The 14,439-nt window shown below is 62.7% G+C and carries 17 protein-coding genes; 10 read left to right on the forward strand and 7 right to left on the reverse strand.

The features are described 5' to 3' along the window. Positions 1–143 precede the first annotated feature (143 nt). Positions 144–299: a hypothetical protein gene (locus AUR66_RS21860; RefSeq protein WP_197409706.1), complete on the forward strand. Its 156-nt coding sequence runs from the start codon at positions 144–146 to the stop codon at positions 297–299. Positions 300–327: 28 nt separating this feature from the next. On the opposite strand, the gene AUR66_RS08115 is transcribed toward AUR66_RS21860, so the two are convergent. Beyond that, a complete protein-coding gene (locus AUR66_RS08115; protein WP_058571956.1) occupies positions 328–969 on the reverse strand; it encodes a dienelactone hydrolase family protein in 642 nt (213 codons plus the stop codon). Positions 970–1,137: 168 nt separating this feature from the next. Between AUR66_RS08115 and AUR66_RS08120 the strand changes: the two genes are divergently transcribed. The 3 genes from AUR66_RS08120 to AUR66_RS08130 are packed head-to-tail and all read left to right on the forward strand — an operon-like array spanning position 1,138 to position 3,504. Next, entirely contained in the window at positions 1,138–2,172 is a 1,035-nt protein-coding gene (locus AUR66_RS08120; protein WP_058571970.1) for a thiamine pyrophosphate-dependent dehydrogenase E1 component subunit alpha, read from the forward strand. Then, a complete protein-coding gene (locus tag AUR66_RS08125) occupies positions 2,172–3,212 on the forward strand; it encodes an alpha-ketoacid dehydrogenase subunit beta (protein ID WP_058571957.1) in 1,041 nt (346 codons plus the stop codon). Before AUR66_RS08120 ends, AUR66_RS08125 begins: the two co-directional genes overlap by 1 nt. 31 nt (positions 3,213–3,243) lie before the next feature. Further along, positions 3,244–3,504 (forward strand): lipoyl domain-containing protein, encoded by a 261-nt coding sequence (locus AUR66_RS08130; RefSeq protein ID WP_058571958.1) that lies wholly within the window; start codon positions 3,244–3,246, stop codon positions 3,502–3,504. Positions 3,505–3,537: 33 nt separating this feature from the next. Here AUR66_RS08130 and AUR66_RS08135 read toward each other — a convergent pair whose 3' ends face one another. The 3 genes from AUR66_RS08135 to AUR66_RS08145 form a co-directional block, all read right to left on the reverse strand. Further along, complete coding sequence (locus AUR66_RS08135; protein ID WP_058571959.1) at positions 3,538–4,011, reverse strand: hypothetical protein; 474 nt, start codon at positions 4,009–4,011, stop codon at positions 3,538–3,540. A 73-nt stretch (positions 4,012–4,084) separates the two neighbouring features. Then, complete coding sequence (gene ppk1, locus AUR66_RS08140; RefSeq protein ID WP_058571960.1) at positions 4,085–6,367, reverse strand: polyphosphate kinase 1; 2,283 nt, start codon at positions 6,365–6,367, stop codon at positions 4,085–4,087. Positions 6,368–6,466: 99 nt separating this feature from the next. Beyond that, complete coding sequence (locus AUR66_RS08145) at positions 6,467–7,168, reverse strand: metallophosphoesterase family protein (RefSeq protein ID WP_058571961.1); 702 nt, start codon at positions 7,166–7,168, stop codon at positions 6,467–6,469. A gap of 171 nt (positions 7,169–7,339) precedes the next feature. Between AUR66_RS08145 and map the strand changes: the two genes are divergently transcribed. The 3 genes from map (at position 7,340) to AUR66_RS08160 (ending at position 9,878) form a co-directional block, all read left to right on the forward strand. Continuing rightward, complete coding sequence (map, locus tag AUR66_RS08150) at positions 7,340–8,230, forward strand: type II methionyl aminopeptidase (protein ID WP_058571962.1); 891 nt, start codon at positions 7,340–7,342, stop codon at positions 8,228–8,230. Positions 8,231–8,306: 76 nt separating this feature from the next. Beyond that, entirely contained in the window at positions 8,307–8,858 is a 552-nt protein-coding gene (locus tag AUR66_RS08155) for an HIT family protein (protein WP_058571963.1), read from the forward strand. 81 nt (positions 8,859–8,939) lie between these two features. Then, positions 8,940–9,878 carry a cation diffusion facilitator family transporter gene (locus tag AUR66_RS08160; protein WP_058571964.1) on the forward strand — a complete coding sequence of 313 codons (939 nt, stop codon included), beginning with the start codon at positions 8,940–8,942 and terminating at the stop codon, positions 9,876–9,878. Positions 9,879–9,902: 24 nt separating this feature from the next. On the opposite strand, the gene AUR66_RS08165 is transcribed toward AUR66_RS08160, so the two are convergent. Beyond that, entirely contained in the window at positions 9,903–10,493 is a 591-nt protein-coding gene (locus AUR66_RS08165; RefSeq protein ID WP_058571965.1) for a S26 family signal peptidase, read from the reverse strand. A gap of 87 nt (positions 10,494–10,580) precedes the next feature. Here AUR66_RS08165 and AUR66_RS08170 point away from each other — a divergent pair, with 87 nt between their 5' ends. Beyond that, positions 10,581–11,336: a class I SAM-dependent methyltransferase gene (locus AUR66_RS08170; RefSeq protein ID WP_058571966.1), complete on the forward strand. Its 756-nt coding sequence runs from the start codon at positions 10,581–10,583 to the stop codon at positions 11,334–11,336. A 21-nt stretch (positions 11,337–11,357) separates the two neighbouring features. Here AUR66_RS08170 and AUR66_RS08175 read toward each other — a convergent pair whose 3' ends face one another. Together AUR66_RS08175 and AUR66_RS21165 are read right to left on the reverse strand one after the other, a co-directional pair. Continuing rightward, positions 11,358–12,638, reverse strand: coding sequence for a tRNA (N(6)-L-threonylcarbamoyladenosine(37)-C(2))-methylthiotransferase (locus AUR66_RS08175; RefSeq protein ID WP_058571967.1), 1,281 nt, complete (start codon positions 12,636–12,638; stop codon positions 11,358–11,360). 95 nt (positions 12,639–12,733) lie between these two features. Further along, on the reverse strand, positions 12,734–12,910 hold the full coding sequence (locus AUR66_RS21165; protein WP_157533030.1) for a hypothetical protein: 177 nt from the start codon (positions 12,908–12,910) through the stop codon (positions 12,734–12,736). A gap of 226 nt (positions 12,911–13,136) precedes the next feature. Here AUR66_RS21165 and AUR66_RS08180 point away from each other — a divergent pair, with 226 nt between their 5' ends. Further along, positions 13,137–13,538 (forward strand): DUF5518 domain-containing protein, encoded by a 402-nt coding sequence (locus AUR66_RS08180; protein WP_058571968.1) that lies wholly within the window; start codon positions 13,137–13,139, stop codon positions 13,536–13,538. A 124-nt stretch (positions 13,539–13,662) separates the two neighbouring features. Further along, on the forward strand, positions 13,663–14,439 hold a 777-nt coding region (locus AUR66_RS08185; RefSeq protein WP_157533031.1), incomplete at its 3' end, for an outer membrane protein assembly factor BamB family protein.

Here is a 14,439-nt window from a genome sequence, read left to right on the forward strand (position 1 = left end):
ATCCAGCAAGTCTCCCTAAACGTACTGGTACGGGTTCTCCCCGCCGACACTTTCGACCCTGCAGCGTGCGGTCTGTTCGTCGCTGGCCACACAGGGCCGTCGACCAGCCTAGTTTCATTCTGTTGGCGGCCGTATATGCAGACATGACCAAGCGACACCACCGTTGTAACCTCTGTGGAAAGGACTTCGACACCGGCGACAAACTGAAAACACACGTGGAAAAGCGACACCCGAAAGAAGACGTTCGCTGGTGGGTCGTCGCCGAGAATCCGGAGAAAGACCTCAAGTTCTCCCGGTGAACGTTGGGAGGGGCGAGTGGGTCTCACCTCACCCGAGGTGCGTCTCGAACCAGTCGGCCGCGAGGTCGGCGACGTCCTCCAGTTGTCCCGGGCCTTCGAACAGGTGACCTGCACCCGGAATTACCTCCAGTGACTTCTCGCAGTCGAGTTTTTCGTACGCGTCACGGTTGAGACTGAGGACGGGTTCGTCCGCGCCACCGACGACGAACAGCGTCGGTGCGGTGACCTCCGAGAGACGTTCTTTGGCGAGGTCGACGCGGCCTCCCCGCGAGACGACGGCGTCGGTCTGGTCACCGAGTTCTGCCGCCGCGAGCAGTGCCGCCGCCGCGCCCGTGCTGGACCCGAAGTAGCCAATCTTCAGGTCGCGCGTGTCGTCTCGGCTCCGAAGCCATTCGGTCGCCGAGAGGAGTCGCTCTACCAGCAACGGAATGTCGAACCGTGTCTCGTAGGTCTGGTCTTCTTCTTCGGTCAAGAGGTCGAACAGGAGCGTTCCGACGCCGTGTTCGCGGATGACGTCTGCGACGTAGTTGTTCCGTGGACTCTTTCGACTGCTTCCACTGCCGTGCGCGAAGACGACGAGGCCCGATGCCCCCTCGGGAATCCCGAGGTCACCTTCGAGTTCGACGCCGTCGGCGGGTATCGTGACCGGTTTCGGGTTCGTGTCAGCCATACGAAGAGATTCGTCGCCGACTGACTTATTTCTGTACGGTAGCGCCCCTGTAGGCGGTGATTTTGGTATTTTCAGGAGGACAGACGTTCGGGTATTTCACAATTAATGTTAATAGAATATGTCGTGTACTCTCAGAAGCATATGGTGAGTGTTACCGAGATGCAGACGATGTACGAGCAGATGGTGACTGCTCGGTACTACGAAGAGCGATTACAGGAGGAGTATCTGGTCGGCAAACAACCGGCGTTCGACATTTCGGCCGGCCCGATTCCCGGTGAACTACACCTCGCCGCAGGACACGAGTCCTCTGGTGCTGGTGTCTGTATCCACCTTCGAGACGACGATACGGTGACGGCACCGCACCGACCGCACCACATCGCCATCGCGAAGGGAGTCGACCTAAAGAAGATGACCGCCGAGATATTCGGCCGCGAGACGGGACTGTGCCGCGGGAAAGGGGGGCACATGCACCTGTTCGACCCAGACGTAAACTTCGCGTGTTCGGGCATCATCGCGCAGGGGTGCCCGCCAGCAGTCGGTGCGGCGATGGCGGCGAAGAAGCGAAACACGGACTCGGTGGCCGTCGCGTTCCTCGGCGAGGGTGCAATCGACCAAGGCGGGTTCCTCGAATCACTCAACCTCGCGGCGGTTCAGGACCTTCCGGTCGTCTTCGTCATCGAGGACAACGACTGGGCGATTAGTATGCCGAAAGACCGCGTGACCGACGTGGAAGATGGTTCTCGGCGAGCGTGGGGATTCGACATGCCCGGCGAGCGAGTCGACTCAGACGACGCTGTCGCCGTCTACGAGGCGGCCGAAAAAGCCATCATGCGTGCTCGCGACGGCAACGGACCGTCGCTCATCGAAGTACAGGTGCACCGTCGGATGGGGCACTTCATGGGTGACGCCGAAGCGTACCGGCCCGAAGCGGACATCGAACGCGCCAAACAGCGCGACTCTATCGAGCGACTCGCCGACGACCTGCGAGCACACGGCGTGGAAGACGACGAACTCGACGAGATTCGAGAACGCGCACACGAACGGGTCGACGAGGCTATCGCGTGGGCCAAAGAGCAACCGGAACCAGACCCGTCGACGGCGTACGAGAACGTCTTTACGAACCCGCCAGCACAGACGGCGACTGACGGTGGTGCGAACACGTCGGATGCGTCGTCCGACGGCGACGAGGGAGGTGACCGATAATGGCGACTGAATCACGAGACTACACGGAAGCGACAGAGACGGACCGCGAACTGACCATGAGTCGTGCGATGGTCGAAGCCATCGCGTGGGAGATGCGCGAGAACGAAGAGGTGTTCTACATGGGCGAAGACGTCGCCGACTACGGCGGTATCTTCTCCAGTACGACCGGCCTCTTAGACGAGTTCGGGCGTGACCGCGTGATGGACGTGCCCATCAGCGAGACGGCCTACCTCGGTGCCGCCGTCGGGGCGGCACAGGCCGGGATGCGGCCGATTGCGGAACTAATGTTCGTCGACTTCTTCGGCGTCGCCATGGACCAAATCTACAACAACATGGCGAAGAACACCTACATGAGCGGTGGGTCGTTCTCCGTCCCGATGGTGTTGACCACCGCCGTCGGCGGCACCTACAACGACGCCGGTCAGCACTCCCAGACGCTGTACGGGACCTTCGCCCACCTCCCGGGTATGAAAGTCGTCGTCCCGAGCACCGCCTACGACGCCAAGGGCCTGATGCACAGTGCCATCCGCGACGACGACCCGGTCGTCTACATGTTCCACAAGCGCCTGATGGGTCTCGGATGGATGCCGTCGCCGCCGGGCCCGAAGACGGGCGTCCCGGAAGAAGACTACACGATTCCGTTCGGTGAAGCGGACATCAAGCGCCACGGGAGCGACGTGACCGTCGTCACCCTCGGCCTGCACGTCCACCGAGCACTCGACGCGGCGAGTCAACTCGAAGACGACGGCATCGACGCCGAAGTCGTCGACCTGCGAACACTCGTCCCACTCGACACCGAGACCATCCTCGATTCGGTCCGCAAGACCGGTAAACTCCTCGTCGTCGACGAGGACTACCAGTCGTTCGGGGTGACTGGCGAAATCATCGCCCGCGCGGCGGAAGGCGCACTCGACGACCTCTCGGCGGTCAAGCGCCTCGCCATCCCGGACGTGCCGATTCCATACGCTCGCTCACTGGAAGACGAAGTCAACCCCGGCACCGACGACATCGCGGCGGCCATCCGCGAACTCCACGAATGAAGGGTGCGTCGGAACCAAACGGGGGACGCGCATGACGGACGCCATCGACGTCGATTCGGCGTCCGTCTGGCCCGACGACGCGGACGACGTAGACGAGGGCTACCTCGCCAACTGGTTCGTCCGCGAAGGCTCCGCCGTGGACGAAGGCGAGACCATCGGCGAGATGCAAGTCGAGAAAGTGAGCATCGACGTGACGGCACCGACGAACGGAACCGTCACTGAGATACTCGTCGCAGAAGGCGGCGAGTTCACACGCGGCGACGTCCTCGCTCGGATTCAACCGAGCGCCTGAGGTCGACTATTTTTCGGCGGGACGCTGTTCGGGTCAACACGGAGAGACGTCGCTGCCACTGGTGCGTTCGACACTCGTCTCGGTCACGAGGTAGAACGCCTCCGAGACCGAGTCCGCTTCTTCGTTCTCTTTGCCGTACCAGTATGGATGCGTCACGTCCACGATGATGCCGTCAGCAGAGCGTTCGACGACCATCGCTTCTTTGCTCGCTGTCGTCGGCGTCGTGCCCCAACTCAAGAGACAGGTGGCGTTCTGAAGTTGCGCTTCGAGATAGGCCTCTTCGGCGGCGAGTGCTCGTGCTTTGGCGTCGTCGTCTGAGACGTCCGCGAGTGGGACTTCCGTCTCGGATGCTGGTGTTGCAGTCTGGGCTTCGGTCGTCTTAGCGGGCGTCGAGGTGGTCGAGTCACCAGTCGGCGCTTCGGCGAGGCACCCTGCGAGACCGATTCCGGAGGCGAGAGCGACGCCAGTGAGTTGGAGGATACGTCTTCGAGGGCGAGGAGGGTTCATAGACTCGTCTGCGAAGCGGACCAGAATATGTCTTCTGACCAACTAAAAATCCGAGCCAGTCGCGTCGGCCACGCTACGGCTCGTGGTCGCCGTTCTTCGACCGGTACGTCTCCGCCAACGCCCGGTTCATCAGCACGGTGTGTGCCTCGACTTCGCGTGCATCGTCGACGGGCCGAAGTTGCTGGTAGCGACCCTCGGCGTCCATCACCCACCGACGCCGGTTGTCGGAGAGGAGTGCTTCGAGCACGACGTCCAGTTCGGCCCGGAGCGACGAGTCCTCGACGGGCGTGATGGCTTCCACCCGGCGGTCGAGATTGCGCGTCATCCAGTCGGCCGACCCGACGTAGTAGTCGGGGTCGCCGGCGTTCTCGAAGTAGAAGATGCGCGAGTGTTCGAGGAACCGGCCGACCACGCTCGACACCGAGATGGTCTCGGAGATACCTTCGATACCCGGTCTGAGACGACAGATGCCGCGAACCACGAGGTCGATGTCGACGCCGGCCATCGACGCTTCGTAGAGTTCACGGACCATCTCGGGGTCTTCGAGTGAGTTCATCTTGGCGACGATGCGGGCGTCGCGTCCGGCGCGGGCGTGGTCTGCCTCCCGGCGGACGAGTCGAGTCATCTCCTCGCGGAGGTTGGTCGGCGCGACGAGGAGTTTGCGATACGTCTCGTGTCGGGAGTGGCCGGTGAAGAAGTTGAACAAGCGAACCAGGTCGTGGCCGATGTCCGGGTCGGCGGTGAACAGACCGAGGTCGGTGTAGAGTTTGGCCGTCTGGGAGTGGTAGTTCCCAGTCGCGACGTGTGAGTAGAGTTGGACGCCGTCGTTCTCTTCGCGGACGACGAGGGCCGTCTTCGTGTGCGTCTTCAGGCCGATGGTCCCGTAAGCGACGTGAATACCCTCTTCTTCGAGACGACGGACCCACCGCAGGTTGTTCTCCTCGTCGAATCGCGCTTTGAGTTCGACCATCACGGCGACCTGAATGCCGTTGCTCGCCGCTTCGATGAGTGTCTCGATGACCTCTGAGTCGGGCGCGGTCCGGTAGATGGTCGCCTTGATTGCGAGGACCGACGGGTCGTTCGCCGCCGCGCCGAGGAACGTTCCGACCGTCCCGGTAAAGGAGTGATACGGGTGGTGGACGAGCACGTCTTTGCGTGCAATCTCGGCGAAGAGGGCGTCTGGGTCGTCCGCAGAGAGGCCGACGAATCGCGGATGGGGTTGCGGGTGCCACGAATCGACTTCGAGTTCCGGCCGGTCGAGGTCGAACAGCGTCGTCAACCCCGTGAAGTCGAGGGGAATCTCTCGCTCGAACACTTCCCTGTCGTCGAGGCCGAGTTGTTCGACGAGGAGGTCGCGGACCGCGTCCGGCGTGTCGTCTTCGACCTCCAGACGGACGACTGTCGCGAAGCGACGCTGGCGAAGGACGTCCTCTATCATCTCGATGAGGCCCTCTGCGACCTCTTCGTTCCGCCGGACTTCGGCGTTGCGCGTCACGCGGAACGTCGACGTGTCGAGGATTTCGACGTTCGGGAACAGCAAGTCGAGGTTGTGCTCGATGACGCGCGCGAGTGGAACGAATCGCGTAGTGGCGTCGTCAGTTCGGTCGGTGTCCGTGGCGACGTTGGTACCACTCTCACCACCGACGAGGTCGTCCACGTCGACCAGTCGCGGTCGGTTGCCCGGAACCTTCACGCGAGAGAACTTCGTCGGTGCGTCGTCGTGTTCTCGCGTGAGTACGGCGAGCGATAGCGAGAGGTTCGAGATGAACGGGAACGGGTGGGCAGGGTCGAACGTGAGCGGCGTGAGCGTCGGGAGGACCGACACCTCGAAGTAATCTCGGAGAACGGCCTGTTCGTCCGGGGTGAGTGCGTCGTACGCGACGATGTCGATGCCGGCGTCTGCGAGTGCGGGTCGCACGAGGTCACGGAAGCAAGCCGTTTGCTGGTCGAGGAGGTCGCGGGCGCGTTCCAAGACGAGCGTCCACTGCTCGCGTGGAGTTCGGCCGTCGGGCGAGAGTTCCGTCACGTCGGCGGCGATTTGCTGTTTCAACCCGCCGACGCGTTTCATGAAGAACTCGTCGAGGTTCGAGGTGAGAATCGAGAGGAACTTGACACGCTCGAACAACGGGTTGCGCTCGTCCAGCGCTTCGTTGAGCACGCGTTCGTGGAAGGAGAGTTCGCTCAGTTCGCGGTTGAGATACAGCGACGTGTCCGAGAGGTCTACCGTCTCTGGCACGACTGGCGTGTCGGTGACGTGTCCGACACGGACGGGTTTGGTCGACGGACTCTGGGCAGTCGTCGCCTGTCCACCGTCGTAGTCGATTGGCTCACTGCTGTGCGCCTCGTCTTCGGACATGTACTGAGAGAAGATGGTACCGCGACGGTCTTTAGTTCGCCGCCTGTTTCGGGGCGCAGGCGAGGGTCGGTTGTCGTGGTGGGACGCCCGATTGTGGTCTCAGGCCAGTGCGGGTTGCCGGGGTTCGAGAATCTTCGAGTCTTTCCGCGACTCGTGGGTCACGTCCACGTCGATAGAGACGAGTTCGTCCGCGTGGAGGTCGTACGCCGTGAGTGCGCCGCCGTAGACTGCGCCAGTGTCCAGACCCATCGCGTACCGGAACACTGCCGGGTGTGCCATGACGGTGTGTCCGAAGAAGACGCGGTCTGGCCCGTCGTAGTGCTCGAACCAGAACGGCCCGTCGTAGCTATCGCCGGGGTTCATCGCGCGCGTGTTTTCGAGTTTGTCCACGTCGTGTTCTTCGAGTGGAACCTCGGGATGGACGCCACCGTGGACGACGAGTGCATCTTCCCACGAGATGGCGACCGGGAGGTTCGCTATCCACGCCAGGTCGTCGTCGGTGAGGGCGTCTATCTCCTTCGTGCCGCGGATGAGTTTCTCCTCGTTGTTTCCGCGGACGGTGAGGAAGTTGTCACGTTCGCGGACGTAGTCGACGACGCCCTTGCTGTCGGGGCCCTTCCGAACGAGGTCACCGACGAAGACCACGAGGTCGTCGTCCGAGGGGTCGAGGCGGTCGACGAGACGTTCGAGCGCGGAGAGACACCCGTGAACGTCACCGACGACGTACACGTCGTCCCACTCGTCGATGTCGACTCGGTGGTGCTGTTCGGCGACGTCGGGGTGGAAAGATGGTACACTCATGTGGGCGCTATCTTCTGGTATCCAGAACTGGCACGTTAGAAAGGGTTACTAGTTGCAGAATGTTGAGCTATATAGACACGGGAGTGCGACCCATGGGCTCCGGTCGATGTCGGTTGGTGCGGTGCCGCCCGTCCCGCAATCGCTTTCCGGCGGGGTCTCGAATCCGGGGACATGAGCATCGGACCCCTCGACGACGAGACGGTCGAGAAGTATCGAGAAGCAGGGGAGGTCCTCCGAACGGTGATGGACGAGTCGGCCGAGATGGTCGAACCCGGCGTCACCCACCTCGAAGTGGCCGAGTACGCAGAAGACCGAATTCGTGAACTGGCCGACGGGTGCGCGTTCCCGGCCAACATCAGCGTCAACGAAGAGGCGTCGCACGCGAGTCCGGGACGCGACGACGACACCGTCTTCGGCGAAGACATGGTCTGTCTGGACCTCGGTGTCCACGTCGACGGCTACATCGCCGACTCGGCGGTGACCGTGGACCTCTCGGGCAACGACGAACTCGTCGAGTCCGCCGAAGAGGCACTCGACGCCGCCCTCGACATGGTCGAAGCGGGCGCACACACCGGGAAAATCGGTGCCGAAATCGAAGACGTGATTCGTGGCTACGGCTACACGCCGGTCCTCAACCTCTCGGGCCACGGTGTCGAACAGTGGGACGCCCACACCGACCCCACGATTCCGAACCGCGGTGCCGACCGCGGCGTCGAACTCGAAGTCGGCGACGTCGTCGCCATCGAACCGTTCGCAACCGACGGGTCCGGCAAGGTCACCGAAGGGTCGAAAAACGAGATATATAGTCTCGTCCACGACCGGTCGGTCCGCGACCGGATGTCGCGCAAACTCCTCGACGAAGTCCGCGAGAAGTACAAACTGCTCCCCTTCGCGGCACGCTGGTTCGAAGGTGGTCGCTCCGAGATGGCCATCCGTCGTCTCGAACAGCAGGGCGTCCTCCGCGGGTACCCCGTCTTGAAGGAAGAAGACGGCGCGATGGTCGGACAGGCCGAAGACACCGTCATCGTCACCGAAGACGGATACGAGAACATCACTCGGTAAGGCTCACGGACTACCGTCCGGTCTCGGAGATACAACAACCGAAACGGCTTGCATCCCCCCGTTCGTTCACCCCGCCATGGACCAACTGTTCGCCCCGTGGCGCATCGAGTGGGTGACTCGTGACGGAGACCAGGATGCAGACGACGATTCCTGTCCGTTCTGTGCGCTTCCTGCACGCGACGACGACGCCGAGAGCAACATCGTCGCTCGCTCGGAGCACTCGTTCGTCCTCCTCAACAACTACCCGTACGCGCCGGGACACGTGATGGTCATCCCGTACCGTCACACCGGCGATTTCGCCGACCTCTCGGACGAGGAACTCCTCGACCACGCCCGGTTGAAGTCGCGTACACTCGATGCACTCGACGCCGCGTTCGACCCAGACGGGTTCAACGCCGGCGAGAACCTCGGCGGGTCGGCCGCCGGGGGGTCCATCGACGACCACCTCCACACGCACGTCGTCCCTCGCTGGACCGGCGACACGAACTTCATGCCCGTCATCTCGGATACGAAAGTGCTCGTACAGGCACTCGACGACTCGTACGACCACCTCCACGATGCCTTTGCAGGACTCGACGGGGCCATCACCGACCGCGACGACTCGGCCGTCTTCTTCGAATTAGACTGACTCGAAAACTGTTGTGAACCACGTCTAAACGCCTGCTACCACCCGAAGCGCATTTGAACCCCACACCCGAATGCCACGGTAATGGAGCGGAAACGGGCCATCCGTCGGGTCGCTGTCGTCGTCCTCGTGGCGAACGTCCTCCTCGTCCTCGGCAAGGGGGCGGTGTGGTGGACGACGGGCAGTATGGCGGTCGGGTCCGAAGCGGTGAACAGTCTCGCCGACGTCGTCTACAGCACGATTATCCTCGCTGGGCTCTACCTGACGACGAAACCACCGGACTTCGAACACCCACACGGTCACGAGCGAATCGAACCGTTCGTCTCGCTGTTCGTCGCCGTGGGTATCTTCGCGGCGGGTGGGGCCATCCTCTGGCAGAGTACGAGCAGCATCCTCGACCAGAGTTACGGCGGGGCCGCAGGGACCCTCGGTGTCCTCGTCCTCGTCGCCGCCGGCGTGTTCAAGTACGTGCTCTATCGCTACTGCTTGAACGTCGGCAAGGAGAGCAACTCGCCCGCCCTCGTGGCGGCGGCACTCGACAACCGCAACGACATCCTCACGGCGGCGGCGGCACTCGTCGGTGTCGTCGGCGCGCAGATGGGCTATCCGATTCTCGACCCGTTGGCCGCGATGGTCGTCTCTATCGGTATCATCTACACTGGCTACGAAATCGTCCGCGACAACGTGAACTACCTCGTCGGCGCTGCGCCGCCGGAGTACCTCCGGGCACTCATCGTGCAGACGGCGCTGTCGCACCCGGACGTGCATGGCGCACACGACGTGGTGGCCCACTACGTCGGCCCGGAAATCGACGTGAGTCTCCACATCGAAGTCGAAGGCGACATGACGCTCACGGAGGCACACGATATCGAGACGTGGGTGGTACAGGCCATCCGCAACATCGACGAAGTCGACGACGTGTTCGTCCACATCGACCCCAAGGAACTCGGCGAGTGGAAAGACGACCACGACGAAGAACGCTTTACGATGTTCACGCCGGATGGGAGCGGTGACGACCGATAGACTCCGACGGCGTCGTCGCCGTGCCTAGAGCCTCTTCTGGAGTTCGAGTCTGACCAACCCGAGATACGGCACGTGGAACTGTGCTTTCGCTCGTATCCACTGCGGACGGACGGGTGGCGCGATTCCTCTCGCCTGGTCGTAGTAGTCGTTGTTGTCGCCGCGAGTGATGTACCCTGCGTGCGGGGCGGGACAGTTGCGTAACTCCGCACACGAGTCCGCCCCGGCGACGTACGTCTCGTTGGCCCGTGCGTACCAGTTCTCGCCCGCGTCGACGGCGAATACCGCCCGGTGGATTATGGGGGACCCGCGCCGTCCCGGCGGCGCGTAGACGACGACGTCACCAGCGTTGCCGATACGCGCGTACCCCTCACTCTCGTTCGCCGTGACGACGCCGAACTCGTCGGCAGCAGGGCCGGTGAAACGCCCCTGCTCGGTGACGACCACGAGGTCACCACGTTCGAGGGTTGGCTCCATACTGCCGCTCTCGACGGCGACCAGTGGTGGCCAGACGCCAGTGGCGACGAAGAGGAGGGCACCGACCACGAGGATGCCGAGGACAATCTGGAGGGTGTCGCGAGCGACGATTCGTGAGAGTGGCGGACCGTCAGCAGGCACACACGATACTCTCGGAGTTGGACCAACAACCTGTCGGTGAGGGTCCTGCGGACGAAGGTTTAAGCCCGATTCCGCCGCAGACCGCCTATGGAATCGGACGACAGCACCGACTACTACGACGCGTGGGCACAGGTCTACGACGCGGAGACGATGCCCACACAGGACGTGTCGTACTACGTGGACCGGGCCGTCGACGTCGGTGGACGCGTCCTCGAAGTTGGATGCGGAACGGGCCGAATCGACCTCGAACTCCTGCGCGCAGGCGTCGATGCGGACGGAATCGACCTCGCGGCAGGGATGCTCGACCAGTTACGCGAGAATGCGGCGGCAGACGGACTCGACCCGAACGTGTGGCAAGCGGACATGCGAACGTTCACTGTCTCCGACCCGTACGACCTCGTTATCGTCCCTTTTCGGGCCTTCCTGCACAACCTGACCATCGAGGACCAACTGGCGGCCCTCAGGTCACTGCTCGACGCGACGGCAGACGATGGCGAGTTGGTGTTGAACTTCTACGCGCCGGACTGCGAGTTCGTCGTGGAGAACTACGGGACCGAAGAAGTCGAAGCGGTGGCGATAGACGGCGAGCAGTATCGGGTCCTCCACCGCGCGGACTTCGAAGACGACGTGGAAGGTATCGTGAGAGGAGAGAAGGTGCTGTTCGACGAGAACGACGACGTGGTCGTCTCGGAGTCGTACCGACTCAAGTCGGTGACGAAACGAGAGTTCGAACTCCTGTTACGACTCGTCGGCGCGTCGTCGTGGGAGGTGACGAACTTCGACGGCGACCCACCGACGTCGGTGGAAGACGAACTCGTGTGGTCGATTCGTCCGTCGTCGTGAAAGAGAACTCGGTGGCGTCTCTCAGGCGGTCGCTGGGTCGACTTTCGCTTCGACGGGTTCGCCGAAGGCGTACACCGTCTGGTGGGCCGTGACAGTCACCCGCGCGAAGTCGCCGGGTTCGAGGCCGTGTTCGGAGGCGTTCTGGACGATGATTTGCCGGTAGGCCTCGTCGCGGCACTTCACGGAGTCGCCAGTGCCCTCTTCGACGACGAGTACGTCGTGTTCGGTGCCGACCATCTCCTCGTAGGCGGCGGCGACGATGTCCATCTTCGTCTCCGACATCTCCTTCGACCGCTCTTTCTTGATGGTCCCACCGAGGCCCTTCAGGTCGGCGGCGTCGGTGCCGGGACGCTTCGAGAAGCGCGTGACGTTGATTTTCTCGGGGCGAATCTCGCGGAGGAGGTCCATCGACTTCGCGTGGTCGTCGTCAGTCTCGGTCGGATAGCCGACGATGAAGTCAGTCGAGAGCGTCCAGTAGTCGAGCGTCTCGTCGAACGTCTCGACGATGTCACGGAACTTGTCGACGCGGTGCTGTCGGCGCATGTGTTCGAGGACTTCGTCGGACCCCGACTGGACGGGGGCGTGGATGAAGTTGTAGAGGGTGTCGTGTTTCGCGAACACGTCCGCGAGTTCCTGACGGATGCCGTGGACGCCGCCGGGGTTGGCCATGCCGACGCGAACGCGGAAGTCACCCTCGATCTCCGAACAGATGCGGTCGAGGAGTTCCGGGAGTTTCCGGTCGCCCTTGTCCCATCCGTAGACGCCGGTGTCCTGCCCAGTGATGCGGAGTTCCTTCGCGCCGGCGTGGACGAGAGCGCGGGCTTTCTCGACGTTCTCGTCGACAGACGGGGAGTCGACGCGGCCGGTGGCGAACTTCGTGATGCAGTACGAGCAGTTCGACATGCACCCGCGGGCGATGGGCAAGATGCCGACGACACCGTCCAAGACGGGTTCGACACCCGGTCCCGGCGTCGGACACTCACCGTTGGTGACGGCCGTGGGCACGTCGTCCCAGTGGAGAATCTGAGCGTCGATGCCCTCCTCGCGGAAGTCGTTGCCCTGTGCTAACGCCATGCACCCGGTGATGATGAGGTCGGCCGTCTCCTGTTCGAGTTCTTTGGCCCGACGGAGCATGTTCCGCTCCGTCTTCTCCACGACCGTACAGGTGTTCATGATGGCGACGTCGGCTTCCTCGGGTCCATCGACGCGGTAGTGACCGGCGTCGCGGAGCGCACTCTCGATGGCGCGACTCTCGCCGCGGTTCGAGGTACAGCCGTACGTCTCGATGTGGTATCGGGCCATTCGGTTACGCCATGTATCGGGTGCGCGGGCAAAAACGACGCGGTATCCGACGAGAGTGCGGCACGTTCTGAGGCGGGCGTTCTGGTCGCCGATGCCTATCGAGTGAACAACAACGCGCCGACGAGCGTCAGCAGGAACTCGGACCAACACTGCCCGAGGCTGAACGAAGACCGGAAGACGGACGAGAGACACGGAAGCAGTTGCAAGAATCCGACGACGAAGCAGAGCAGACCGACTGCGGACAGGACGCGGTGGAGTGTCGTTCGGGACATCGGTAACAGGACGTGCGTATCAGTGAGTACCGAGAAGACGCTAATGAATGTTCGGCAACAAGACTGCGAAGCGTCGGGCGCCCCAGGTGTCTGAAAGCCGGCCTTCAAACAGCCACGACGGCTCTCTGTCCGGGAGTATCAGCCACCAAAGATACTCTCATCACCAGTATTATCCGAAAGATAGCGAATATAATTCATCCTCTCAGGCGTTGTATATTGATTCGCTATGGAACTCAACCTACGCGCGATTGCATACGGTTTCGCTGCAACGCTCATCATCGGCCTCCTCAGTGGCTTTACAGTGCCGTTTACGAACTTCACACTCCCGACAATCGGCTACATCCTGACTGGGATTATCGGTGGGTTCGTCGCCGGGTACATGGTCACCACTGGGTGGACTGATGGCGCAGTGAACGGCCTCGTCGGAACGACGCTCGGTGCCATCTTCGTGGCAATCGGCCTCGTCCTGTTCAACATCCTGTTCACGGGCGTGTTCTTCGGTCTGACCACGTTCGCGGCGGCCATCGTCATCATCGCCATCGCCGGCATCCCCGGCGCACTCGGTGGCGCACTCGGAACCATGATGAAGGAACGCTCGGCCGCCCGCCGCACCAGACCCGCCGCCTGAGTTCGACTGACGAGCGTCTCGCAGCGCAGATTCGACCTTTTCCACGGCCTATCCGTCCCAGCGGACGCGCACCGACCATCGGGACGAAAAGCTACTTGTCACCATGTTATGAATTCAAGGACAGATGAATTCACCCGCTACACCCTCCACTCACGCCGAATCGAACGAGCGGGGTGACTCTCAGTCTCGCCGCACGCTCCGGCGGCGTGACGTCCTCCAACTCGTCGGTTCTGGAGCGCTCGCCGGACTCGCCGGGTGCCTCGGTAGTGACGACAGTGTCGGTGACGACGACTTACCCGAAGGGACTCAGTTCGACGCGGACTGGTCCACCTACGCGCAAGACGACGCGAACACCGCCTATCTCGACGACGGGCGCGCCGTCTCCGACCCCGTCGTCGAATACGAAGCGGACTTCGGGATGCCACCGTGGGAACCGGCGGCCACCGGGGCAGTTGCGTACACCGCCAGCGACCCGATTCGAATCGTCGATGCCGCGGCAGGGGACGTAGTCGAGGTCGTTCCGGGCGACCAGTGGACGACACCCACGGTTCTCGACGACGTGCTGTACGCACCGGGAATCACCGTTCAAGGACCCCGAAGGTTGCCCGCGTACCACGCCGAGACAGGCCGCGACTTCCGCAGCATCGAACTCCCCGCCAGACCGACGACTCCGCCGGCGTTCTCCAACGACCGAGAGACGATGTTCCTCGGCCTCCGAGACGAGCGTATCTGTGCAGTCGACGTGGACTCGGCCGAAGTCAAATGGACGCGAGAACTCTTCGGCGAAGTCCGACGGCGACTCGCAGTCAACCTCGGGTTCGTCTTCGTCGTCACCGAAGGCCAGCGACTCTACTGCCTCGGTACCGACGGGAGTGGCTATTGGCAAGCCGCACTCGAAACC

Source organism: Haloferax profundi, assembly GCF_001469865.1.
GTDB lineage: Archaea > Halobacteriota > Halobacteria > Halobacteriales > Haloferacaceae > Haloferax > Haloferax profundi.